This window comes from Arthrobacter sp. NPDC056886 (genome assembly GCF_042788715.1).
Lineage (GTDB): Bacteria > Actinomycetota > Actinomycetes > Actinomycetales > Micrococcaceae > Arthrobacter.
Genome location: NZ_JBHUBT010000008.1, coordinates 1 through 24,322 on the forward strand (window position 1 = coordinate 1; position 24,322 = coordinate 24,322).

19 protein-coding genes are annotated in these 24,322 nt (G+C 67.9%); 13 read left to right on the forward strand and 6 right to left on the reverse strand.

The window, feature by feature from the left end:
• The coding region (locus tag ACFRJ8_RS14300; protein WP_377986830.1) for an IS30 family transposase at positions 1-360 on the forward strand (360 nt) is incomplete at its 5' end.
• 64 nt (positions 361-424) lie between these two features.
• Here ACFRJ8_RS14300 and ACFRJ8_RS14305 read toward each other — a convergent pair.
• On the reverse strand, positions 425-1,168 hold the full coding sequence (locus tag ACFRJ8_RS14305) for a potassium channel family protein (RefSeq protein ID WP_377986831.1): 744 nt from the start codon (positions 1,166-1,168) through the stop codon (positions 425-427).
• Positions 1,169-1,840: a TrkA family potassium uptake protein gene (locus tag ACFRJ8_RS14310; protein WP_090581885.1), complete on the reverse strand. Its 672-nt coding sequence runs from the start codon at positions 1,838-1,840 to the stop codon at positions 1,169-1,171.
• A 154-nt stretch (positions 1,841-1,994) separates the two neighbouring features.
• On the opposite strand from ACFRJ8_RS14310, the gene ACFRJ8_RS14315 reads away from it, so the two are divergent.
• The 11 genes from ACFRJ8_RS14315 to ACFRJ8_RS14365 all read left to right on the forward strand — a co-directional run bounded on the left by ACFRJ8_RS14315 (position 1,995) and on the right by ACFRJ8_RS14365 (position 17,042).
• Positions 1,995-3,971 carry an APC family permease gene (locus ACFRJ8_RS14315; protein WP_377986832.1) on the forward strand — a complete coding sequence of 659 codons (1,977 nt, stop codon included), beginning with the start codon at positions 1,995-1,997 and terminating at the stop codon, positions 3,969-3,971.
• Positions 3,968-5,353, forward strand: a complete 1,386-nt coding sequence (locus tag ACFRJ8_RS14320; protein WP_377986833.1) for a class I SAM-dependent RNA methyltransferase — start codon at positions 3,968-3,970, stop codon at positions 5,351-5,353. Before ACFRJ8_RS14315 ends, ACFRJ8_RS14320 begins: the two co-directional genes overlap by 4 nt.
• A 219-nt stretch (positions 5,354-5,572) precedes the next feature.
• On the forward strand, positions 5,573-8,398 hold the full coding sequence (locus ACFRJ8_RS14325; protein WP_377986834.1) for an aconitate hydratase: 2,826 nt from the start codon (positions 5,573-5,575) through the stop codon (positions 8,396-8,398).
• 231 nt (positions 8,399-8,629) lie between these two features.
• Complete coding sequence (gene dxs / locus ACFRJ8_RS14330) at positions 8,630-10,603, forward strand: 1-deoxy-D-xylulose-5-phosphate synthase (RefSeq protein WP_377986835.1); 1,974 nt, start codon at positions 8,630-8,632, stop codon at positions 10,601-10,603.
• A 75-nt stretch (positions 10,604-10,678) separates the two neighbouring features.
• Positions 10,679-11,236, forward strand: coding sequence for a hypothetical protein (locus ACFRJ8_RS14335; protein WP_377986836.1), 558 nt, complete (start codon positions 10,679-10,681; stop codon positions 11,234-11,236).
• 68 nt (positions 11,237-11,304) lie between these two features.
• The gene (locus ACFRJ8_RS14340; RefSeq protein WP_377986837.1) at positions 11,305-11,523 is read left to right on the forward strand and encodes a hypothetical protein; all 219 of its coding nucleotides are present in this window, start codon (positions 11,305-11,307) and stop codon (positions 11,521-11,523) included.
• 63 nt (positions 11,524-11,586) lie between these two features.
• Positions 11,587-12,564 (forward strand): aldo/keto reductase, encoded by a 978-nt coding sequence (locus ACFRJ8_RS14345; RefSeq protein WP_377986838.1) that lies wholly within the window; start codon positions 11,587-11,589, stop codon positions 12,562-12,564.
• Between the two features lie 86 nt (positions 12,565-12,650).
• Positions 12,651-13,679 carry a nucleoside hydrolase gene (locus tag ACFRJ8_RS14350; protein ID WP_377987108.1) on the forward strand — a complete coding sequence of 343 codons (1,029 nt, stop codon included), beginning with the start codon at positions 12,651-12,653 and terminating at the stop codon, positions 13,677-13,679.
• 144 nt (positions 13,680-13,823) lie between these two features.
• On the forward strand, positions 13,824-14,645 hold the full coding sequence (locus tag ACFRJ8_RS14355) for an ECF transporter S component (protein ID WP_377986839.1): 822 nt from the start codon (positions 13,824-13,826) through the stop codon (positions 14,643-14,645).
• A 73-nt stretch (positions 14,646-14,718) separates the two neighbouring features.
• Positions 14,719-15,477 carry an energy-coupling factor transporter transmembrane component T gene (locus ACFRJ8_RS14360; protein WP_377986840.1) on the forward strand — a complete coding sequence of 253 codons (759 nt, stop codon included), beginning with the start codon at positions 14,719-14,721 and terminating at the stop codon, positions 15,475-15,477.
• A complete protein-coding gene (locus tag ACFRJ8_RS14365) occupies positions 15,474-17,042 on the forward strand; it encodes an ABC transporter ATP-binding protein (RefSeq protein WP_377986841.1) in 1,569 nt (522 codons plus the stop codon). The genes ACFRJ8_RS14360 and ACFRJ8_RS14365 overlap by 4 nt, the downstream gene beginning before the upstream one ends.
• Positions 17,043-17,059: 17 nt before the next feature.
• On the opposite strand, the gene ACFRJ8_RS14370 is transcribed toward ACFRJ8_RS14365, so the two are convergent.
• Positions 17,060-18,418: a glycosyltransferase gene (locus ACFRJ8_RS14370; protein WP_377986842.1), complete on the reverse strand. Its 1,359-nt coding sequence runs from the start codon at positions 18,416-18,418 to the stop codon at positions 17,060-17,062.
• Positions 18,419-18,480: 62 nt separating this feature from the next.
• Here ACFRJ8_RS14370 and ACFRJ8_RS14375 point away from each other — a divergent pair, with 62 nt between their 5' ends.
• Positions 18,481-19,134 (forward strand): TetR/AcrR family transcriptional regulator, encoded by a 654-nt coding sequence (locus tag ACFRJ8_RS14375; RefSeq protein ID WP_377986843.1) that lies wholly within the window; start codon positions 18,481-18,483, stop codon positions 19,132-19,134.
• Positions 19,135-19,283: 149 nt separating this feature from the next.
• Here the strand turns inward: ACFRJ8_RS14375 and ACFRJ8_RS14380 are convergent, their stop codons facing one another.
• From ACFRJ8_RS14380 to ACFRJ8_RS14390, 3 genes are all read right to left on the reverse strand, one after another.
• Positions 19,284-21,476: a 3-hydroxyacyl-CoA dehydrogenase NAD-binding domain-containing protein gene (locus tag ACFRJ8_RS14380; RefSeq protein ID WP_377986844.1), complete on the reverse strand. Its 2,193-nt coding sequence runs from the start codon at positions 21,474-21,476 to the stop codon at positions 19,284-19,286.
• Positions 21,473-22,729 (reverse strand): thiolase family protein, encoded by a 1,257-nt coding sequence (locus ACFRJ8_RS14385; RefSeq protein ID WP_377987109.1) that lies wholly within the window; start codon positions 22,727-22,729, stop codon positions 21,473-21,475. Before ACFRJ8_RS14385 ends, ACFRJ8_RS14380 begins: the two co-directional genes overlap by 4 nt.
• Before the next feature lie 221 nt (positions 22,730-22,950).
• Positions 22,951-24,309 carry an HRDC domain-containing protein gene (locus ACFRJ8_RS14390; RefSeq protein WP_377986845.1) on the reverse strand — a complete coding sequence of 453 codons (1,359 nt, stop codon included), beginning with the start codon at positions 24,307-24,309 and terminating at the stop codon, positions 22,951-22,953.
• Positions 24,310-24,322: the final 13 nt, after the last annotated feature.

A 24,322-nucleotide genomic window follows, 5' to 3' on the forward strand; every position in this document is an offset into this window, starting at 1 on the left:
GGCGGTCAGAACCGGGCCGAGGCCCTCCGGGACGGGCTCGTCAGGAAAATGGGCCCCTTGCCCGATGAACTGCGCCTGTCCCTGACCTGGGACCAAGGCACCGAGATGAGCCGGCACAAGGAAGTTAGGATCGCAGCCGACATTGATATCTACTTCTGCGATCCCCACTCACCCTGGCAACGCGGCACGAATGAGAACATGAACGGGCTCCTGCGCCAGTACTTCCCTAAAGGCGCCGACCTGAGCGTCTACAGCCAAACCGACCTCGATTACGTCGCCCACGAACTCAACGACCGACCCCGCCAGCGCTTCGCCTTCCGCACCCCCAATGAGATGATCAGAACCTTCCTGTTGCGATAACCGCCAGAAACCGCCCCCTGGGAACGGCCATATCTGATAGAGCAACTAATGGGAGCGGACGGCTCTAGCCGTCGAAGCCGTCGTCCCCTGACGGCTGGGTGCTGTGGCCGTGCTGGTCCGAAGTCACCGGGTGCTGGTCCTCGAGCGGGGATTCGGGCGCCAGCAGGGCGCGGAGTTCGTCCTCGGCCGCGATCGTGGTGACAAAGAACAGTTCGTCGCCGCCGTCGATCACGTCGTCGCGGCTGGGCGTGATGGGCGCCTGGTCCCGCAGGATCGCCACGAGGGTGGAGTCCTCGGGCCACGTGACATCGCCCACGGTCAGGCCGATCACGTGGGAGTCGTGCGGGACCGTGAACTCCACCAGTGAGGACACCCCGGTCTGGAGGGTCAGCAGCCGGACAAGGTCACCGATCTCCACCGCCTCCTCCACCAGCGCGGTCATGAGCTGCGGGGTGTTGACCGCGACGTCGACGCCCCAGGAGTCGTCGAACATCCAGTCGTTCTTGGGGTTGTTGACCCGGCCGACGGTGCGCCCGACGCCGAATTCCGTCTTGGCCAGCAGCGAGACCACCAGGTTGACCTTGTCGTCACCGGTGGCGGACACCACGACGTCGGCGTCCTCGAGTTTGGCGTCCTGCAGGGTGCTCAGCTCGCAGGCATCCCCGACCAGCCAGTGCGCGCCGCGCAGGCCGCTGCGGCCGATGACCTCCGGCTTCTCGTCGATCAGCAGGATTTCGTGCTTGTGGGCCAGCAGTTCGCGGGCGATCGAGGAACCGACGCTTCCGGCACCGACGATGACGACTTTCACTCAGGACTCCTTGGCGGGGGATTTGGCGAGAATATGGCCGATCTCGGAGCTGCGGTCCACGTTCAGCATGGCGTGAACGGTATCGCCGTCCTGATAGGACGTGCCCGCAGCGGGCAGCATGCCCTCGCCGAACCGGGTCAGATACGCGATCCGGATGCCGGCCGCCTTCTCGATCGAGGAGATCGGGTGCCCGATCCAGTCGGGGTTAAGGTCAACCTCGGCGAGGACCAGCCGGCCCGAGGGCTCCCGGTAGTCGCCGGCGATGTGCTGTTCGGGCAGGATGCGGCGCAGCACCTGGTCGGCGCTCCAGCGGACCGCGGCGACCGTGGGAATGCCGAGACGCTGGTAAATTTCGGCGCGGCCCGGATCGTAGATCCTGGCCACCACATGAGGAACGTGGAAGGTCTCCCGCGCCACCCGGGTGGCGAGGATGTTGGAGTTGTCGCCGCTGGAAACAGCGGCGAAGGCGTAGGCTTCCTCGACGCCGGCCCGCTTCATCGTCTCGCGGTCAAAGCCGACCCCCGTGACCTTCCGTCCGGAAAACCCTGTGCGGAGCCGCCGGAAGGCGCGGTCATCCTGGTCGATGATGGCCACCGAATGGCCTGCGTCCTCGAGCGTGTGTGCCAGGGTTGACCCGACTCGGCCACAACCCATGATCACGAAGTGCGCCACATGGGCCTCCTCTTGGTTCTGCGTCTGATACTGCGTAAAACTCTACCGGCCACGCGGCGCCGTGAGGCCACGGCCACGGGACGCCGGGACGCGTGCTTGCGGGCGCCAACTTCGCCGTCATGACATCGCGTCCGAATCAGACTAGTTTTGTCTGGTGCTGACAATTTTCAATGCCGTGAAGCGGGTGCTGGTAGGCAAGCCCTTCCGGAACGACCGTCTGGCCCACACGCTCTTGCCGAAGCGGATCGCGCTGCCCATTTTCGCCTCGGACGCCCTGTCTTCGGTGGCCTACGCGCCGGATGAAATCCTCCTGACCCTGGCCCTGGCCGGCGTGAGCGCGGTGGCCATCGCGCCGTGGGTGGGCCTCGCCGTCATGGTGGTGCTCCTGACCGTTGTGGCCTCCTATCGCCAGAACGTCCACGCCTACCCCTCCGGCGGCGGCGACTACGAGATCGCCAACGTCAACCTCGGCAAGTACGCAGGCCTCACCGTAGCCTCGGCGCTGCTGGTCGACTATGTGCTGACCGTGGCCGTGTCCATGTCGTCGGCCGCGACGTACCTGACCACCGCCGTGCCCTCCCTGCACGGACAGCAGGCCGCGATTGCCACGATCGGCGTCGTGATCCTGGCCCTCGTGAACCTGCGCGGCATCCGGGAGGCCGGCAGCGTCTTCGCCGTCCCGACCTACATCTTCATGGCCTCCATCCTCGGCATGACCGCCGTCGGGGTCTTCCAGGCCGCCACCGGCCAACTGGGGCAGGCGCCGTCGGCAGCGTTCGAGATCGTGCCGGAGCCGGGCTTCGACGAAGGCCTCGTCGGGCTGGCCGGCGCGTTCCTGCTACTGCGCGCGTTCTCCTCCGGCGCCGCGGCCCTGACCGGCGTCGAGGCCATCAGCAACGGTGTGCCCAACTTCCAGAAGCCCAAGAGCAAGAACGCCGCCACCACGCTGCTGCTGCTCGGCGTGATTGCCTCCGCCATGCTCGCCGGCATCATCTACCTGGCCAACGCCACCAAGGTGCACATCGTGCTGGATCCGGCAACGGAGTTCCTCCTGAACGGCCAGCCGCTCCCAGAGGGGTACATCCAGAACCCGGCCATCAGCCAGATCGCGCAGACGGTGTTCGGAGCGGGCTCCATCCCGTTCTACATCGTGGTGGCCGCCACCGGCGTCATCCTGGTGTTCGCCTCCAACACTGCGTTCAACGGCTTCCCGGTGCTCGGCTCCATCCTGGCCCAGGACGGCTACCTGCCGCGCCAGCTGCGCACCCGTGGCGACCGGCTGGCCTTCAGCAACGGCGTCCTGGCCCTGGCCGCAGGCGCCCTCGTCCTGATCATCGCCTTCAACGCGGACGTCACAAAGCTGATCCAGCTCTACATCGTGGGCGTCTTCATCTCCTTCACGATGAGCCAGCTGGGCATGATCCGGCACTGGGGCAGGGAATTGAAACTGTCCAAGGAACCTGCGGTGCGGCTGCGCATCATCAAGTCCCGGACCATCAACACCGTGGGCTTCTGCATGACCGGCCTGGTGTTGGTGATCGTCCTGATCACCAAGTTCACGCAGGGCGCCTGGATCGCGCTGCTCGCCATGTTCGTGCTGTTCCTGATCATGTGGAGCATCAGGGCGCACTATGACAACGTGGCCAAGGAACTCGCCGTGGACGAGGACTCCTCGCCGCGCGCCCTGCCCACCCGCGTGCATGCCGTGCTGCTCGTCTCGCACGTGCGCAAACCGGTCCTGCGCGCCCTCGCCTACGCCCGGGCCTCCCGCCCGTCGCGGCTGGACGCCATCACCGTGGACATCAGCTCGGAGGAGACCGAAGCGACTGTCGCGGACTGGGAAAAGCTCGAAATCCCGGTACCCCTGACCGTGCTCGCCAGCCCGTTCCGCGAAACGGTGACGCCCATCATGGAGTACATCAAGAACATGCGCCGGGATTCGCCCCGCGACCTGATCGTGGTTTACATCCCGGAGTACGTCGTGGGCAAATGGTGGGAGCAACTGGTCCACAACCAGACCGCGCTGCGCATCAAGACCCGGCTGCACTTCGAGCCTGGCGTCATGGTGTGCAGTGTGCCGTGGCAGCTGAAATCATCCGAAGAAGCCAAGAATCTGCAGGATATCCAATGACCCCCGACACCCGGACGCACGCCCACACCGATCTCGTCGTCGACGTCGGACCCGTCGCCCATGGCGGGCACTGCGTGGCCCGGCATGAGGGACGCGTCGTGTTCGTCCGGCACGGCATTCCCGGCGAGAAGGTCCGGGTCAGGCTCACCGACGACGGCCCCGACGCCAAGTTCTGGCGCGCCGATGTGGTGGAGGTCCTGGAGCCCTCACCGGACCGCGTGCCGCACTTCTGGGACATCGCCGATTCCGCGCGATCCTGGTCGCACCGGCATCCACCGGTCGGCGGCGCCGAGCTCGGCCACATTTCGCTGGCCCGCCAGCGCAGCCTCAAGGCCGACGTCCTGGCCGAACAGCTCAAGCGGCTGGCCGGCGTCGAGCTTCGCCCCGAAGTAGAACCCGTCGGCCTGGCCGGCGACGGAACAACTCACGGCGCAACTGACGGTGAGCCTGCTGGCGCTGGCGTGTCCGGCCTGGGCTGGCGGACACGCGCCGGCTTCGCCGTGACGCCCGCCGGCAAGCTCGGCATGCACGCCCACCGCTCCGATGCCGTCCTGCCCGTGCGCGAAATGCCGCTGGCCGTGGCGGGCATCAACGCGCTCCGGCTCTGGGAAATCGACCTGCAGGGCATCGACCGCGTCGAAGTCGCAGCCCCGGCGAACGGCTCCCGGCCGCTGGTGCTGCTGGTGCCGGCCCCGGGCACCCGCTCCAAGCGGCTCAGCGCCGTCCTGGCCCAACTGCCGGACGACGTCTCGGTGGCCAGCCTGGACCCGGCCACCGGCGAGGTCCTGCAGTTGCGCGGCCGCACCTATGTCCAGGAGTCCGCGGCGGGCCACGACTACCGGGTTACCGGCGACGGCTTCTGGCAGATCCACCGGGACGGCCCGGAGACGCTCGTCGGGGCAGTCACCGGCTTCCTGCACGACGGCGGCTTCCTGGCCCCGGGCTCGGTGGTGGCGGACCTGTACGCCGGTGCCGGGCTGTTCACGGCACCGCTGGCCGATGCCGTGGGCGTGACCGGATCCGTGCTCTCGGTGGAGGGGGCGCCCGGAACCAGCCGTGACGCACGCAAGAACCTGCACGACGCCGCCCAGGTGGAGATCGTCCAGGGCCGCGTGGAACGGGTGCTGCGGCAGAAACCGCGCAACTTCGATGCCCTGATCCTGGACCCGCCGCGCGCCGGAGCCGGCAAGGCGGTAGTCAAGCAGCTGATCGACGCCGGTCCCCGGGCCGTCGCCTATGTCTCCTGCGATCCGGCGTCATTCGCCCGCGACCTCGGCTACTTCCGGCAGGGCGGCTGGGGGATGGCCGGGCTGCGTGCCTTCGACCTGTACCCGCACACCCATCACATGGAGACTGTGGCGTTACTGACTCCCCAACCGTGATGCCACTAGGATGGGCGTAGTAGTCCGTCGTCGCGCTCCATCACCATTGCAGTTAAATCACAATTGCTTAATGGACTGGCGTTCTATCGGCCGTTCCCTGCGTTTCGTACCTGCATTGCGTACCACGATGTACTGATGCCTGTATTAGTTAGGCCGACCTAACTAGCAAGGGTCCTGCGGCGCGACAAAGATGAAACTGTTGCGAGAGGAGTCCTGCGAATGAGCATTGTGGACAGTTTCGGTTCAAAAGGCAAACTTAATGTAGCCGGAACCGAATATGAAATTTTCCGGTTGAACTCCGTCGAAGGTGCAGAAAACCTTCCGTTCAGCCTCAAGGTATTGCTTGAAAACCTGTTGAGGACCGAGGACGGTGCCAACATCACGGCCGACCACGTCCGTGCGCTGGCAGGCTGGGATCCCAGCGCCGAGCCCGACACCGAGATTCAATTCACACCGGCGCGTGTGATCATGCAGGACTTCACCGGCGTGCCCTGCGTCGTTGACCTCGCCACCATGCGTGAGGCCGTCAAGGAGCTCGGCGGAGACCCCAAGCGGGTCAACCCGCTGGCACCGGCCGAAATGGTCATTGACCACTCGGTCCAGATTGACGCTTTCGGCAACTCCGGCGCACTGGAGCGCAACATGGAGATCGAATACCAGCGCAACGGTGAGCGTTACCAGTTCCTGCGCTGGGGCCAGACGGCATTCGATGACTTCAAGGTCGTCCCGCCGGGCACCGGCATCGTGCACCAGGTCAACATCGAGTACCTGGCCCGCACCGTCATGACCCGCTCGGTGGACACCGAGACAGGCACAGTCGTCCGCGCCTACCCGGACACCTGCGTCGGCACCGACTCGCACACCACCATGGTCAACGGCCTGGGCGTGCTGGGCTGGGGCGTTGGCGGCATCGAGGCCGAGGCTGCCATGCTCGGCCAGCCCGTCTCCATGCTCATCCCGCGCGTCGTGGGCTTCAAGCTCACCGGCTCCATCCCGGCCGGCGCCACCGCCACCGACGTCGTCCTGACTATCACCGAGCAGCTGCGCAAGCACGGTGTGGTTGGCAAGTTCGTCGAGTTCTACGGTGAAGGCGTCGCGGCGGTGCCGCTGGCAAACCGTGCAACGATCGGCAACATGAGCCCGGAGTTCGGTTCCACTGCCGCCATGTTCCCGATCGACGACGTCACCCTCGACTACCTGCGCCTCACCGGCCGGTCCGACGAGAACGTCGCCCTCGTGGAGTCCTACGCGAAGGAACAGGGCCTCTGGCACGATCCCTCCCGCGAGATCAAGTTCTCCGAGTACCTCGAGCTGGACCTGTCCACGGTTGTTCCGTCGATCTCCGGCCCGAAGCGCCCGCAGGACCGCATCATCCTCACCGAGTCCAAGGCCCAGTTCCGCGAGGACCTGCGCAACTACGTGAAGGAAGACCTGGCCGACGGAAGCCTGGACGAAGCGATCGACGAAAGCTTCCCGGCGTCGGACTCGCCCTCGTTCACCGCCTCAGCCTCGCACCTGAGTGACGTGGCCCCGCACGGGCATGGCCCGAAGTCCAACGGCCGCCCGTCCAACACGGTCAGTGTTAAGACCGCGGACGGACGCGAGTTCGAGCTGGACCACGGCGCAGTGTCGATCGCCTCGATCACCTCCTGCACCAACACCTCCAACCCGTCCGTGATGCTGGCCGCCGCACTGCTGGCCCGCAACGCCGTCGACAAGGGCCTGACGTCCAAGCCGTGGGTCAAGACCTCCGTGGCTCCCGGTTCCAAGGTGGTCACCGACTACTACAACAAGTCGGGCCTGACCCCGTACCTGGAGAAGCTCGGCTTCTACATCGTGGGCTACGGCTGCGCCACCTGCATCGGCAACTCCGGTCCGCTCGACGCCGAGATCTCCGAGGCCATCCAGGCCAACGATCTCTCCGTCACCGCCGTGCTCTCCGGTAACCGCAACTTCGAAGGCCGGATCAACCCGGATGTGAAGATGAACTACCTGGCCTCCCCGCCGCTGGTCATCGCCTACGCCCTGGCCGGCTCCATGGACTTCGACTTCGACAACGACGCCCTGGGCCAGGACGAGGCCGGCAACGACGTCTTCCTGAAGGACATCTGGCCGAACCCGGTCGAGGTCCAGCAGGTCATCGATTCCTCGATCGACAAGGAAATGTTCGCCCGCGGCTACGAAGGCGTCTTTGAGGGTGACGATCGCTGGAAGGCGCTCGACACCCCGGCCGGCGACACCTTCGCCTGGGACGAGAAGTCCACGTACGTCCGTAAGCCCCCGTACTTCGAGGGCATGAAGGCCCAGCCGGAGCCGGTCCAGGACATCACCGGTGCACGCGTGCTGCTCAAGCTCGGCGACTCCGTCACCACGGACCACATCTCCCCGGCCGGTTCCTTCAAGTCGGACACCCCCGCCGGCCAGTACCTGCTGGCCAACGGCGTGGAGCGCAAGGACTTCAACTCCTACGGCTCACGCCGTGGCAACCACGAGGTCATGATCCGCGGCACCTTCGCGAACATCCGCATCAAGAATCAGCTCCTGGACGGCGTGGAGGGCGGCTTCACCCGCGACTTCAGCCAGGCGGGCGGCCCGCAGGCCTACGTCTACGACGCCGCGCAGAACTACCAGGGCGCCGGCACCCCGCTGGTGGTCCTGGCAGGCAAGGAGTACGGCTCCGGTTCGTCCCGTGACTGGGCGGCCAAGGGCACGGCGCTCCTGGGCGTCAAGGCTGTGGTGGCCGAGAGCTACGAGCGTATCCACCGCTCCAACCTGATCGGCATGGGCGTCCTGCCGCTGCAGTACCCGGCCGGCCAGAACGCTGCCAGCCTGGGCCTGACCGGCACGGAAACCTACGCAGTTGAGGGCGTCACAGCCCTGAACGACGGCACCACGCCGAAGACCCTCAAGGTCACAGCCACGGCCGAGGACGGCACCGTGACGTCCTTCGACGCCGTGCTGCGCATCGATACCCCGGGCGAGGCGGACTACTACCGCAACGGCGGCATCCTGCAGTACGTCCTGCGCCAGATCTCCGCGCACTAGGCGGAGCTGCCGGCGACATCCGGCAACGCAAGCAAAGGCCCCGGCCGGTCACTGACCGGCCGGGGCCTTCGCGTTCCCGGTTCCGGGACGGCGGGGGCCGGCGGGGGCCCGGGTGCGGGGGACCGGCGCAGGTCCCCGGGCCTGTCCCCGGACCGGGGCAGGGCTCCGGCGCGGCGGCCCGCCCGGAGGCGTTAGAGTTAAAAGGATGTCTACCACCCGAAGGAGGGGCCGTTGGGAATCTTGGACACCATCCGGAATCCGCAGGACCTGAATAAGTTGTCCGGGGCGCAGCTGGATCAGCTGGCAGCCGAGGTCAGGGATTTCCTGATCGGCAACGTCTCCCAGACGGGAGGGCACCTGGGCCCCAACCTCGGCGTCGTCGAACTCACCATCGCGGTACACCGGATCTTCGATTCCCCCCGCGACAGCATCGTCTTCGACACCGGTCACCAGTCCTACGTGCACAAGCTCCTCACCGGACGGCAGGATTTCAGCACGCTCCGCCAGCAAGGCGGCCTGTCCGGCTACCCCGATCGCGGCGAATCCGAGCACGACATCGTCGAAAGCTCGCACGCGTCCTCGTCCCTGTCCTGGGCCGACGGCATCTCACGGGCCCGGCAGCTGACCGGCGACGGCGACCGCTTCGTCGTCGCGGTGGTGGGCGACGGCGCCCTGACCGGCGGCATGGCCTGGGAGGCCATCAACAACATCGCCGCGGACAAGAAACGCCGCGTCGTGATTGTGGTCAACGACAACGGCCGCTCCTACGCCGCGACAGTGGGCGGTTTCGCCGACTACCTCGCCTCCCTGCGTCCCACCATCGATTCCCTCCGCGCCGCCCCCTCCTACGAAGGCACGCTGGAGTGGTGGAAGCGCAAACTGCAGAACGGCGGCCCCGCGGGCCAGTTCACCTACAAGAGCCTGCACGCCATGAAGAAGGGCATCAAGGACTGGTGGGCGCCCCAGGGCATGTTCGAGGACCTCGGCATGAAGTACATCGGCCCTGTCGACGGTCATGACCTCCAGGCCATGGAAAACGCGCTCTCCACGGCCAAGAACTACGCCGGCCCCGTGATCGTGCACGCCATGACGGAAAAGGGCCACGGCTACGCCCCGGCCCGCGCCCATGAGGCGGACCAGTTCCACGCCGTGGGGATCATCGATCCCGAGACCGGCGCACCGACAGAGGCCGGCGGCGCCAAATCCTGGACCGCCGTGTTCGCCGACGAGATCGCCGACATCGCCGACGAGCGCAAGGACATCGTCGGCATCACCGGGGCCATGTTGATTCCGGTCGGGCTGCACAAGTTCGCTGCCCGGCACCCGGAGCGCGTGTTCGACGTCGGCATCGCCGAGCAGCACGCCCTCACCTCGGCTGCCGGCATGGCGTTCGGGGGATTGCATCCCGTGGTCGCGGTCTACGCGACGTTCCTGAACCGCGCCTTCGACCAGTTGCTGATGGATGTGGCCCTGCACAAAGCCGGCGTCACGATCGTGCTGGACCGGGCCGGCGTCACCGGACCCGACGGCGCCAGCCACCACGGCATGTGGGACATGGCCATGGTCCAGATCGTCCCCGGACTGCACCTCGCGGCACCGCGCGACGCCACCCGGCTGCGGGAAGAACTGCGCGAGGCCGTGGCCATCGAAGACGCCCCCAGCGTGATCCGCTATTCCAAGGGCAGCGTCGGTGCCGAAGTTGAGGCGGTCGAACGCCTCGACGACGGCGTGGACGTGCTGGCCCGCCGACCCGCGGGCTCCAGCGAGAACGACGTCCTGATCGTCAGCGTGGGCGCCATGTCTGAACTCGCGCTGGATGTCTCCAACCGGCTCGGTGCCCAGGGCATCAGTTCCACGGTGGTGGATCCCCGCTGGGTCCTCCCGGTCCGGCGGTCCATCATCGATCTCGCCGCACGCCACCGCTTGGTCATCTGCATCGAGGACGGGGTGCGGGCCGGCGGCGTCGGCTCCCGGATCCGCCAGGAGATGCGGGCCGCCGGCGTGGACACCGCACTCAACGAGGTCGGGCTGCCGGTGGAGTTCCTCGATCACGGCACCCGCAACCAGGTACTCGAACGCGTCGGGCTGACCGCCCAGCAGATCACGCACGACGTCGTCGCCCAGGTCCTGGGCACCAAGGTGCCGTTTGCCCGCCCCTTGCCGGGCCAGGAACACCCCAGCACCGGCAGCCTGCCGCTGCTGTAGCCAGCACATCTGTTGAGCACGACCCCGTCCTGTGCCGCTCTTTGGGTGCCGGACGGCCCAGGAAGGAACTGGCATATGAGTGGAATTATCCGGGTTTACAAGCGCGACGAAGAGGGCACCCTGCAGTTTAGGGAAGCCTGGTTTGATGAGGATTACAGCCAGTTCGTCATGAACCACGGCGTCGTCGGACACCAGAGCACCACCGACGAGACCGACGTCGAAAACGCCGAAGCCGCGGAACGCCTCATGGACGCCTTCGCGGTGCAGTGCGCCGAGGACGGTTACGCCGAAATCCCCGAGCAGGAACAGTTCTGGGTGGTGGCCCAGTACGCGCTGAAGACCAAGGACGGGACCAGCCGGGACCGGTACCTCGAGGAAAAAGCCAAGGACGCCCTGATCAGCCACCTCGCCTGGCGTGGCCTGGGGATTGTGGACCGCAGCGAGTTCTCCGACTCCAAGCTCAATATCTTCTGCCTGACCCCAGACGTCAACAACACGGTCAGCGCCATCAAGGTCTGCATCCGCGGCGAGGACCTGGACTTTACCAAGCTGAGCATTGGCGCCGCGCCGTTTGGCGAGGACACTTTTAAGCTCAAGCACTCACCGAAACCGGCCAACAGCTTCACGCTCTAGGCAACACCGGTAAGGAGCCGGGGGGCGGCTCACATCAGTTTGGGGGACACCGACTGGAAGGCAACGCAGTGACGCGAAAATCTTCTCGACCAGGCAGCACTCCACTACCCGCAGGACTGGCGGCGCCCGCGCGCAAGTCGCTTGCACACGCGGGGGTCGAAACCCTCGAACACCTCGTGCAGCTTGGCAGGCGCCAGCTTGCCGGAATGCCTGGCGTCTGCCCGCGCACCATGGCGCAACTCCAGGACGCCATGGACGAACACGGGCTGGAGCTGCCCGCAGGCTAGCAGCAGTGTCCCGGGGCGGCAGGCTTGGACGGGACGTCGGCCGGGGCGATATAGGCTAAATCCATGACTGAATACCGCCGCGTAGGAAATTCCGGACTGTCCGTCTCAGTTGTGGGACTTGGCTGCAACAACCTGGGCCGCTCCGGGACCGTCACCGAGTCGCAGGAAGGCACCGACGCCGTCGTCCATGCGGCCCTCGACGCCGGGATCACCTTCTTTGACGTCGCGGACACCTACGGCCGGGAACCGGGCCTCAGCGAGACCATGCTCGGCAGGGCCCTGGGCGGCCGCCGGGGCGACGCGGTCATCGGCACGAAGTTCGGTATGGACATGCGCGGCGCCAATGGCGAGGATTTCGGGGCGCGCGGATCCCGCCGCTACATCATCAAGGCCGCGGAAGCCTCGCTGCGCCGGCTCGGCACGGACTGGATCGACCTCTACCAGTTCCACACCCCGGACCCACTCACGCCCATCGACGAGACGCTTTCGGCCCTCGACCACCTCGTCACCAGCGGCAAGGTCCGCTACATCGGCCACTCCAACCGGGCCGGCTGGCAGATCGCTGAGGCCGAGTACGTGGCCCGCGCCCGCGGGGGAGCCCGCTTCATCTCCAGCCAGAACCACTACAACCTGCTGGACCGGCGAGCCGAGCTCGAAGTCACCCCTGCGGCCGAGGCCTACGGCCTGGGCGTCCTGCCGTACTTCCCGCTCGCCAACGGCCTGCTGACCGGCAAATACTCGGCAGGCAAGGCCCCTGAGGGATCCCGGCTCAGCCACACCCGCACCAACCTGGTCCACGACGCCGACTGGGAGCAGTTGGGTGCCTTCCGCAAGTTCGCCGCCGCACGTGGGCTCAACGAAGTCCAGGTGGCGTTCTCCTGGCTTGCCGCCCAGCCGTCCGTCAGCAGCGTCATCGCCGGTGCCACCACACCGGAGCAGGTGCGCCAGAATGCCGCCGCCGTGGCCTGGGTCCCCAGCCTGGCCGAGCTCGCCGAGCTGAACGATCTCTTCCCGCGCACGCCTAAGGTGGCACTGTTCTGAGCGATCCCGCCATGAACGATCTGGCCTTAAACGGTCAGGCTGTGGGCACCCCCGCGGCCGGACCGGCCGTCACGCACTCGATCCTGATGGACGTCGACACAGGGATCGACGACGCCTTGGCGCTGGTCTACCTGCTGTCACGGCCCGACGTCCAACTCCAGGCAATCACGTGCACCGCCGGGAACGTCGGGGCCCGGCAGGTGGCGCTGAACAACCTGGCCCTGCTGGAGCTATGTGGCCGCGAGGGCATCGAGGTGGCCATTGGCGCCGAGATCCCGCTGGAGATCCCGCTGGTCACTACCGAGGAGACCCACGGGCCGCAGGGGATCGGCTACGCCGAGCTGCCGCCGCCGCACCAGCAGATCTCGGCGCGGCACGCCGTCGACGTCTGGGTGGAGAAGGTCCGCGCGCATCCGGGGGAGATCACCGGGCTGATCACCGGCCCGCTGACCAATTTCGCGCTGGCCCTGCGCCGCGAGCCGGAGCTGCCGCGGCTGCTCAAGGGACTCGTCATCATGGGCGGCAGCTTCTACTACCAGGGCAACACGACCCCCACCGCCGAATGGAACACCTCGGTGGACCCGCATGCTGCCAAGGAAGTGTTTGCCGCCTACCGGGGGATGCCAGAGGACAAACTGCCGGTGCTGTGCGCCCTGGAAATGACCGAGCGGATCGAGATGTACCCGGAGCACCTGCGCCGCCTCGGCGAGGCCGCGGGCGCGCTGGAGCCTGAACTCGTCCTCCCCGAGCAGCCCGAAGGCCAGCGCAGCCAGTCCGGCAACCCCCTTGTGGCGTGCCTCTCCGATGCACTGCGCTTCTACATGGAATTTCACCGGCTCTACGACCAGGGCTATGTGGCGCACGTGCATGACGCTTTCGCGGCCTGCGCTGCCGCGGGACGCACACCGTTCGCCACCCGGCTGGCCACGGTCGACGTCGAAACGGACTCCCCGCTGCTGATGGGCACCACAGTGGCCGACTACCGCGGGCTGTGGGGGATGGCGCCGAACGCGAAGATTGTCACGGACAACAACCCCGGGCACTGCTTCGACGAACTGATTTCCTCGGTCGGGGCCCTCGCCCGCACGGTGGGCTCCCGGTCCCCGACGCCCTGATGGCGGGCACCTTTGCTGAGTCACGGCAGGGAGTTCCCGGGCGGGCCCGCAGATCGCCAGAAAGGTAGCTGCTCGCTAGGATGGTAGCTGCGCCGAGGTGACATGAGGCGGAACTTGTTGCACCCAGCCAAAGGAACAACCCCCATGTCACAGCCAGCCCTCACCATCATTGCCCCTGGACAGGCGGCCGGCCGCAGGCGCCGCCTGCTCGAAATCGCGGGCGCCGCCGCCATCGCCGCCACGTACATCTTCCTGGTGCTCACCCAGCCCGCTGACATTGCCAACGGCCCGGCCAGTTTCTCGGCCCTAGTGGCCCTCGGAGGCTTCCTGCTCGGCGCGGTGCTGCTGATTGTGGCCGTCCTGCCCGTTCTCCCCACGTCCACCGTGGTCCTGATCCCGGTAGCGCTGGTCCTGAACGTGGTCCTCGGTCAGCTGATGGGCAGCACGGGCCTGCCGTTCTACCTCGACGCGATCGGCACCGTCCTGATCGCCGTTCTGGCCGGCCCGGCAGCCGGTGCCGCCACGGGCGCGCTCAGCAGCATCGTATGGTCCTTTTTCAACCCCACCGTCCTGCCCTTCGCCGCCGGCGCTGCCCTCATCGGGTTCCTCGCCGGCATGGCCGCCCGCGGCGGGCTGTTCCGCCGCTTCTACTTCGCCCCCATCGCCGGTTTCGTTACCGGCATCCTGGCCGGCGTCGTCTCCGCCCCGATCGCCGCGTTCGTCTTTGGCGGCACGTCAGGCCTGGGCACGGGGGCGATCGTCAGCGCCTTCCGTGCCATGGGGGACACGCTCCTGGCCGCCATCACCAAGCAGGCACTGATTTCCGATCCCATGGACAAGGCGATTGTCTTCGCGATCGCAGCGCTGCTCGCCTACGCCCTGCCCCGCCGCACCACCTTCCAGTTCCCGTTCGTGCGCCGCTACCGGGTGCTCGCCGGCAAGGCCCCGGCAGCGCCGGACGCCTGACCCCTCTGACCCCTCTGACTGCTGTGGCTGCTGTGATCTTGCGGTGGTGACTCTCCGATACCGCGACTATGACATGAGACCGCCTCTCCACCCCTTCACCGCGCTGACCGCCGCCGCCTGCGCCGCTGTCGTCACGACGGCGGCCGCGTACTGGCCGCTGTCTGTCGCCGTGGCCCTCGCCACGGCGTTCCTCGCGGTGCGCCGTGGAGTTGCGGGGCGTGTCCTGCCTGCCGCGGCGGTGATCCTGACGCCCCTGTGCCTGTCCCTGCTGGTGCTGCACGGCCTGTTCTTCCCCGAAGGCCAGACCGTGCTGGCTCAGTGGGGGCCGGCAAGGGTCACGGCCGAGGGTCTGGGCTTCGCGCTGGAGCTCGGAACGCGGACCACCGCCTGTGTGCTGGTTTTCCTGCTCTTTTCCTTCACCGTCAGCGTTCCGGACCTCATCTCCGCCCTCGCCGGGCGCAGGATCCCGCCGCAGTTCGGCTTCGTCCTGGCCTCCACCCTCACCCTCCTGCCCGCCGTCGCGGTCCGCCTGGACCGGATCCGGCAGGCGCAGGAGACGCGGGGGATGGTGGTCCGCCGCGGCCTGCTGTCCCGGCTCGGCGCCCTCCGCCTCCAGATGGTGCCGCTGGTCCTTGCCTTGATCGACGACGCCGGCGGCCGCGCCCAGGCGCTCGACGCCCGCGGCTTCGGCAGCCCAGGACCCCGCACCAGCTACCGCGAAGTCGTCGACCCGCCCGCCCAGCGACGCTTCCGGGCGGCCGCCCTGCTGTTCGCGGCAGCCGCCGTCGTCGGGCGGATTGTCGCCTCCTGGCCTGCAGGAGTGCCGTCATGACGGCGGCCACCCGGACGGCGCTGCAGATCCGGATCGAGGCGTTCACGTTCCACGGCGAGAACACCCCGGTTCTGAGCGGTGCAACGGTCTCGATCGCGCCCGGCTCCCTGACCGCCGTCCTGGGAGGCTCCGGGAGCGGAAAATCCACACTGGGCAAACTCATGGCAGGCTGGCTCCGGGCCGGTCACGCGGGAGCATTCCGCGGCAGCCTGGAGCTCGGCGACACTTTGCTGGAATTCCACGGTGCGCCCGATGATCCCCGGATCAACCCCGCCGAATGGTCGCGGCGCGTGGCCTTCGTCCCGCAGGACGCGTCCGCGATGCTCTCCTCCGTGCGCGCCACGGTCGCCGAAGAGCTGGCCTTCGGTTTGGAAAACCGTGCGACGCCGCGGGACGATATGCTCCGCGCGGTGGAACGCACGGCCGCGCGCACGGGACTCTCGGACCTGCTGGACCGGGATCCGGCCACGCTCTCCGGAGGGGAGCTGCGCCGGCTCGCAGTGGGCTGCGCCGTCATCGGTGAACCGGACATACTCATCCTGGATGAGCCGCTGGCATCGCTCGACGCCACCGGGGCCGCGCAGGTCGAGGATCTGGTCCGCAGCCTCCGCGGCGCCGGAACCGGCGTCGTCCTGCTGAGCCAGGCGGCGGACCGCCTCGCGGGCGAAGCCACGCACTGGATAGTTCTCGACGGCGGGACAAGACTCGACGGCGGAACGGTCACCGCCGCGGGAACGCCGGCGCAGCTGGCCGGCTCGGCCGAGCTGGACCGCGCCGGTGTGATGGGTGTAGGAGGCCCCGGGGATGCTGGGCCGAGTGATATTGGACCCAGCCTTGCCGCCGGAGCCCGCAATCCCGATCCGGTTCCTGTCCCGGCGTCCGGGCCGGCATCGCTGGAATTGCGCGGGGTGGGGTTCGGCTACGGCGCGGACCCGGGGCGGCGAGGCGCCCCCGCGCAAGCCTCGGTCCTCCGGGACGTGCACTTGGCCGTGAACCCGGGCGAGATCATCGCCGTGACCGGGCCCAACGGCGCCGGCAAATCGACACTGCTGCGTCACTTCAACGGACTGCTGCGGCCCTCGGAGGGGGACGTGCGGGTCTGCGGGCGCAGCATTGCCGGCGTGCCGGTGGGAACCGTCGCGGCCTCCATTGGCCTGTTGTTCCAGCACCCCCGGGACCAGCTGTTCGAACGGACTGTCCTGCGGGAGGCCGCGTTCGGCCTCCGGCAGCTGTTCGGGAAAGCCGAAGCCGAGGGCAAGGCCCGGGCGGCGCTGGCCGCGGTGGGACTGTCCGGCACCGAGGCGGCCCACCCGGCCGAACTATCGGCCTCCCGGCAACGCCTCCTCGCCCTGGCGACGGTCCTGGCCCGTGAACCGGCTGTGTTGGCTTTGGACGAGCCCACCGTGGGGCTGGACCGGCACGGCCTCGCGGCGTTGCAGTCCGCCGTCGTCCGCGCCGCCGCGAAGGGCACCGCCGTCGTCATGGTCACCCATGACCTGGCCTACGCCCGGATGAACGCGCACCGGGTACTGGAACTCCGGGACGGCCAGCTGAGCGGGATCTGACTCCGGCGGGGTTTGCGCTACTCCCGCTCGAGGGAGCGATCGCTGCACACGCTCGCCACCAGGTCCGCGAGCTCATCGACGCCGCGGGAGGCGCGTATCGCGGTTCCGATCCGGCTGCTTGCTTCCCGGTAGGAGCTGTTGGACAGGATGGTGCGGACGGCCTTGGCGACGGCTTCGGGCGTGGCCCGGTTGGTACGGAGGTTGATCCCGGTGCCGGACCAGGCCACGCGGGCGGACACTTCGGCCTTCTCCTCGGTCTGGCCAGCCACCACGAGCGGCACGCCGTGCCGCAGCGCAAACTGCACCCCGCCGTATCCGCCGTTGGTGACCAGGACGTCGGTCTTGGGGAGCAGCTCGTCGTACGGCAGGTAGGACGCGACGCGGACGTTCTCCGGCAGCGGGCCGGTGAGCGCGTCCACCGGGCGGCCGCCGGTGGTGACCACCACCAGGACGTCGTCCTGCGCCAGGCCTTCGACGGCCGGGCGAACCAGGTCGTCAAAGTCCCTGTTGGCCACGGTGCCCTGGGTGACATGGACAACGGGGCGGCCGGCGTCGAGGTCGGCCCACCACGCGGGAAGCTCGGAATCGGGCGACCCGCCGGCACTGCCAGTACTGCCCGTCCTACCTGTCGCGTCTGCGGTGCTCTTTCCGCCCTGCGACACCGGGCCCACAAAGTGGACCGTCCCGGGGAGGTCGGAACGCGGGTATTCAAAGTCCGTAACGGTGAACTGGGCGATATGGTCCGCGGCGCGCGGCCACTCCATGAAGAAGGACGGGAAGGGGGAGCCGGTGACATCCCTGGAGATGGCGTCGGCGTACTTCTGTACGGGCCCAAATACAACTTTTTCGGTCAGCGCCCGCATGGCCCAATTCCGCACCCGGCCGGGCAACCCCGGCATCGGCTCGATGCCCAGTCCGTACGGGGCGGTGTCCCGGCTGGCGAGGCTGAGCGGAACGATTCCACAGTTGATGACCGCCGGGCGGTTGCCCGCCGGCCCGGCCAGCAGCAGCGCGGCACCCATAAACAATGATTCGGCCAGCACGGCATCGACGCGGCGGTCCGCGGATGCCGCCAGGATGGCCTGGTACTGGGCCTTCCCCGGGCGCATGAAAATCTCTTGGATATCGAAGCGGATCCCCTTTGGCCCCTTCAGGCCGACACGGCCCGGGAAGGCGGCATCCAGGCTGGTGTCATCGAAATCCGCTTCCGGGGGCAGAGGGATGAACAAGGCGCCGGTCCCGGACACCTGGCGTTCGAAGCGCTTGCCGGTGAGGAAGCGGACTTCGTGTCCGTGTTCAACGAGGCCGGCGGCAACCGCAAGCATCGGTGTGACGTGGCCGACCAAAGGGCTGGAGCAGACGAGTACCGATGCCATGATGTCTCCTAATGGGATGAGTGCGTTGCATCAGTTTTCATTACTGTGAGACAGTAGTCAATATGGCATTGGAAACTTCCCGCCCGAGGCGCTACCGGTCCGCATTGCGCGAAGAGCAGGCCTCGGCCACGCGCCGACGAGTACTCGAATCGGCCGGCCGTTGCTTTGCGGCCAAAGGGTTCACGGCAACGACGCTGGGTGCCATCGCGGCCGACGCCGGTGTGTCCGTTGAAACGGTCCAGGCCCACGGGCCCAAGAGGCGGCTGCTGCTGGCTGCCCTGGAAACGGCGTCAGCCGGTGAGGAAGGCGGCCGCTCCATCCTTGAAGTGCCGGAGGCGCAAGCCGTGCTGGCCCAGGAGGACGCCCGGGCCGGACTGCTTGGCCTGGCCTCCTTCGCAGCGGAACTCAACGGCAGGATTGGGCGGTTGTGGCAGGCCATGGCGGCCGCGGCGCAAGGCGACCCTGAGATCGCGTCGGCGCATGCCGGCTTGCAGGAGCGTATCCGGACGGACTTCCTGAAGGTCGCCGGATTCCTCCAGGAGCGTGGAGGGCTGCGATCGGATGTTCCGCTGGAGGAAGTGGCCTTGACGCTGTGGCTCCTGACCTCCCCGTACCAATACGAGCACCTCGTGGTGCAGGCCGGCTGGACGCCGCAGCGTTACCTCGCGTGGCTGCAGCGGGTGCTTCTCGAGGGGGCGCTGGCGCCCGGAAAGTGATGGCCGTGCCTGACTGACACGCGGCACAATCAGCCGGTACGAGAACGCGCGGCGCCAACGAAAGCGGCGCCGCCGCCCGGACCGAAGTCCGGGCAGCGGCGCCACAGGGCCACGAGGCGCGCCTCCGCCGGGCAGGCCAGCGTAGGCAGCTAGGCCGGTTCGGACGCCACGCCTGGTGCCAGGAATTTCTTCCCGTTGACCCGCTCTGAGGCTCCTACCCGGTCCAGGTACGGGGTGATGCCGCCCAGGAACATCGGCCAGCCCGCGCCGAGGATCATGCAGAGGTCGATGTCCTCGGGGCCGGCTACGACGCCTTCCTCGAGCATGAGGCCGATTTCCTCCGCCAGCGCGTCCTGCGTCCGGCGCAGTACCTCCTCGCCGGTGGACGGGGTGCTGCCGAAGGACATCAGCGCCAACGTTTCGGCCGGGACAAATGGCTTGCCGTCCGGGCCAGGCACTGGTGTCCCATTTTGCGCGGCCCAAATGGAGGTCACTCCGTTGTCGATCAGCGCCTGCAGGTTCTTCGAAACCCGGAAGCGGTCCCCGAACGCCGCGTGCAGCGATTCCTGGACGTGCTGGGCCACGGGCAGGCCCACCATGGCACCGAGCACGAAGGGAGTCATGGGCAGGCCCATCGACCGCAGCGCGTTATCCGCCACGTCGGCGGGCGTGCCCTCGTCGAAGGCGGCGGTGACTTCACCCATCAGGCGCAGCAGGACGCGGTTGACCACGAACGCCGGGGCGTCCTTGACGAGCACGGCGGACTTCTTGAGCCCCTTGGCGAGGTCGAACGCGGTGGCCAGCACGGCGTCGTCGGTCTTCGGCGCGCGCACAATCTCCAGCAGCGGCATCACAGCCACCGGGTTGAAGAAGTGGAAGCCGATCAGGCGCTCCGGGTGCTCCAGGTCCTCTGCCATCGCCGTGACGGATAGAGAAGAGGTGTTGGTCGCGAGGATGCACTCTGCCGAGACAATGGCCTCGACTTCCTTGAAGACCTGCTTCTTGACGTTGAGTTCCTCGAAAACGGCCTCGATGACGAAGTCGGCGTCGGCGAAGGCCTCCTTGGCAACTGATCCCGTGACGAGCGAGCGGGTGCGGTTGGCGGCGTCGGGGCTGATCCGCCCCTTGGCCAGGAGCTTCTCCACCTCGGCGTGGACGTAGCCGACGCCCTTGTCCACGCGGGCCTGGTCAATGTCCGTCAGCACCACCGGAACCTTGAGCTGGCGGGCGAAGAGCAGGGCCAGTTGGCTCGCCATCAGCCCGGCGCCTACGACGCCGATCTTCGTCACCGGGCGGGCGAGCTTGGGGTCCGGCGCGCCGGCTGGACGCTTGGCGCGCCGCTGCACGAGGTCCAGGAAGGCGTAGACGGTGGAGCGGAACTCGTCGGTCTGCATGAGGTCCGCCAGCGTCTCGCATTCGAGCTGGGCGGATTGCGCCTGGGTCAGGGTGCGGTTGGCTTCCATGACGTCCAGGACCTTGGCCGGCGCCGGCGAGGCGTTGGAGGTCTTGGCCTCAACAAATGCCCGGCCCTTGGCGACGGCGGCCGCCCAGCGTGCGGCAGCGTCGGGGGCGGACGGGTCCACGGCGTTCGCCCGCTCCGGCGCCACGGCACCGGCAAGGACCTTGGCGGCCCATGCGAGGGACTGTTCCACAAAGTCGGCAGGTTCAAACATCGCGTCCGCCATGCCGAGCTCGTAGGCCTGCGGCCCGGTGAGCGTGCGGTTGTTGGTCAGCGGGTTTTCGATCATGACCTTGAGGGCGTTCTCCGGCCCGATCAGCCGCGGCAGGATGTAGACCCCGCCCCAGCCCGGGATGAGCCCGATGAAGGCCTCGGGAAGGGCCAGGGCTCCGGCGCCGGTGGAGACCGTGCGGTAGGTGGACTGGAGTGCGATCTCCAGGCCGCCGCCCAGGGCCAGGCCGTTGATGAACGCGAAGCTCGGCACGCCCAGGTTGGCCAGGGTGGAGTAGACGTCGTGGCCGAGCTGGGCCATCCACAGGCCCTGCTCGCGTCCGCTGACGGACTTGACCGTGGACAGGTCGGCGCCGGCCACGAGGAAGTACGGCTTGCCGGTGATGCCGACGCCGGCTATCTCGCCGCGGGCGGCGCGTTCCTTCAGCCCTTCCAGGACCGTGCCGAGCTCGATCAGGGTGTTGGGTCCGAGCGTGGTGGGCTTGGAGTGGTCCAGGCCGTTGTCGAGGGTGACCAGTGCGAAGGTGCCGGGGCTTTTGCCGCCATTTGTCTTCCCGCCTGCGGCGGGCAGCTCGATGTCCTGGACATAGGAGTGGGTGACCGTCTCGTTCGGGAAGAGATCGGCAAGCTTGCGGAAATCAGCGGCGCTCATGCTGTGGCTCCAGTCTCGGTGGTGGTGGTCTCTGCCGGATCGGCTGCCGTGCTGCGCGTCTCGGTGCCGTAGTCCGCGTGATGCGGGTTCTCCCAGATTACGGTGGCGCCCATGCCCAAGCCGATGCACATCGTGGTCATGCCGAAGCGGACCGAGGGGTCCGCCTCGAACTGCCGGGCCAGCTGGTTCATCAGCCGGACCCCTGAGGACGCCAGCGGGTGCCCGACGGCGATCGCACCGCCGTAGCGGTTGACTCGGGGGTCGTCGTCGGCGATCCCGAAGTGGTCAAGGAAGCTCAAGACCTGGACGGCGAAGGCCTCGTTGATTTCGAAGAGGCCGATGTCTCCGATGCCGAGTCCGGCGGTCTTCAGGGCCTTTTCGGTCGCCGGGACCGGCCCGATGCCCATGACCTCGGGTTCTACGCCGGCAAAGGCGTAGGAGACCAGGCGCATCCTGACGGCCAGTCCGAGTTCCTCGGCGGCCTCGGCGGAGGCCAGCAGGGCGGCCGTTGCGCCATCGTTCAGGCCGGCGGCGTTGCCCGCCGTGACCCGCCCGTGGGCGCGGAACGGGGTCTTGAGGGCTGCAAGGTCCCCGAGTGAGGTTCCGGGGCGCGGGGGTTCGTCCACGGTGTTGACGGTCCAGCCCTGGCCCGGCTTCATGGTGGCGACGGGTACGAGGTCGGGCTGGATCTGGCCGTTGGCGTAGGCGGCGGCGAGCTTGTCCTGCGAGGCGACGGCGTAGGCATCCGTGCGGTCCTTGGTGATGGCCGGGAAGCGGTCATGCAGGTTCTCGGCCGTGTTGCCCATGTTGAGGGCGGCAGGGTCCACGATCCGTTCGGACATGAAGCGCGGGTTGGGGTCTGCGCCGGCGCCCATCGGGTGGTTTCCCATGTGTTCCACGCCGCCGGCGATCACGACGTCGTACGTCCCGAAGCCGATGCCGCTCGCCGTCGTGGTCACGGCGGTCATGGCCCCGGCGCACATGCGGTCGATCGCGAAGCCGGGCACGGTCCGGGGGAGTCCGGCCAGCAGCGCGGCGGTGCGGCCGATGGTCAGGCCCTGGTCCCCGGACTGGGTGGTCGCGGCGATCGCGACCTCGTCGATCCGGTCCGCCGGAAGCGACGGGTTGCGGCGCATCAGTTCGCGGATGCACTTGACCACAAGGTCGTCGGCGCGGGTGCCGGCGTAGATGCCTTTTTCGCCCGCGCGGCCGAACGGGGTGCGGACGCCGTCGACAAAGACGACATCGCGCACGGCGCGGGGACTCGCGGCGCGGGGACCCGCGGTGCGGGGACTCGCGCTGCTGGTGCTCTGGGCTTGGCTCACGTGCTTCTCCTCATTGAGACATGGGTGCCGGATCCGGGCCTGTGGCAGGGCTTGCCTCAGGCAGGCGGGATCCGAACGACATCATGAATAATGTTACTCGCCAGTAACATAGCGCGCAAGGAGGAGAGGAGCGGCCCGGGAAATACCTGCTAGACCGTGGAACCCGATGGCGCTTCCGCGGAGGCCTTGGGCTCCTTCGCGGGCAGCGGAGCGGGGTGCAGGAAGGCCTGGGCAATGAGCGGCGCAGTAATTTCGATCTGCCACTGGCGCGCCCCGAGGTTCGCCAGTTCCTCGGCCACACCTTCCTCGCTGAGCTCTGCCGGCGGACGCCACGCCACCCGCCGAAGGTAGTCCGGAGTCAGCAGGTTTTCCACGGGCAGGTTCAGTTCCTCGGCCCTGGCCTGGAGTTTGGGCCGGGCGGTGGCAAGCCGGGCAGCCGCCTCCGGGTCCCGGTCGGCCCAGACGCGCGGGGGCGGGGGAGCGTTGGTGGCCAGGTGCAGCGGCGGCAGGTCCTCGAGTGCCCGGGCCATGCTGATGCAGCGCAACCAGCGGGGCGCCTCGCGCTGGGCGGCGCGGCCGTGGAAGCCTTTGGTGCCGAGGAGCTGGGGGACCGTGGAGGGCATGGCCTTGGCGGCGGCGACGAGGGCGGAGTCGGGGATCAGCCGGCCGGGAGCGACGTCGCGCTTCTGGGCCAGGGAATCGCGTTCCAGCCACAGTTCCCGTACTGCGGCCAGCTGGCGGCGATCCCGGATCTGGTGCAGCCCGGACGTCTTGCGCCACGGATCAACGCGCGGCGGGGCCTGCCCGGCCTCGAGGATGGCAGCGAATTCCTGCTCGGCGTATTCCAGCTTTTCGTCCGCCACGAGGAGTTCGATCAGTTCCTCGCGCAGTTCGGTGAGGACTTCGACGTCGAGCGCCGCATAGCGCAGCCACGGTTCCGGCAGGGGACGGGTGGACCAGTCGGCCGCGGAGTGTTCCTTGGCCAGGCCGAAGCCCAGGAGCTGTTCGATGACGGCGGCGAGGCCCACCCGGGGCAGCCCGGCCAGGCGCGCGGCGAGCTCGGTGTCGAAGAGCTTGTCCGGCCACATGCCGAGTTCGGACAGGCAGGGGAGGTCTTGGCTGGCGGCGTGCAGGATCCATTCGACGCCGCGCAAGGCGTCATTGATGATGCTCAGATCCCCGAAGGGCTCTGGATCGATCAGCCAGGTCCCGGAGCCTTCGCGCCGGATCTGGACCAGGAAGGCGCGCTGGCCGTAGCGGAAACCTGAGGCCCGTTCCGCGTCCACGCCCGCAGGGCCGTGTCCGGCGGCGAGGGCTGCGGCGCAGCGTTCGAGTCCGGACTGGGTTTCAATGACCAGCGGCACGCCGTCGCGGGGTATGTCGAGGTCGATCACTTCAGGGACCAGGCTGTCGAAGCCTTCCACGGTGATGTGGGCTGTGGTGTCAGCAGCCTCGGCCGTATTGCGAATGGCGCCGGCCGTGCTGATTTCCGGATTCTGAGGGGTCATGGTCATTACAGTT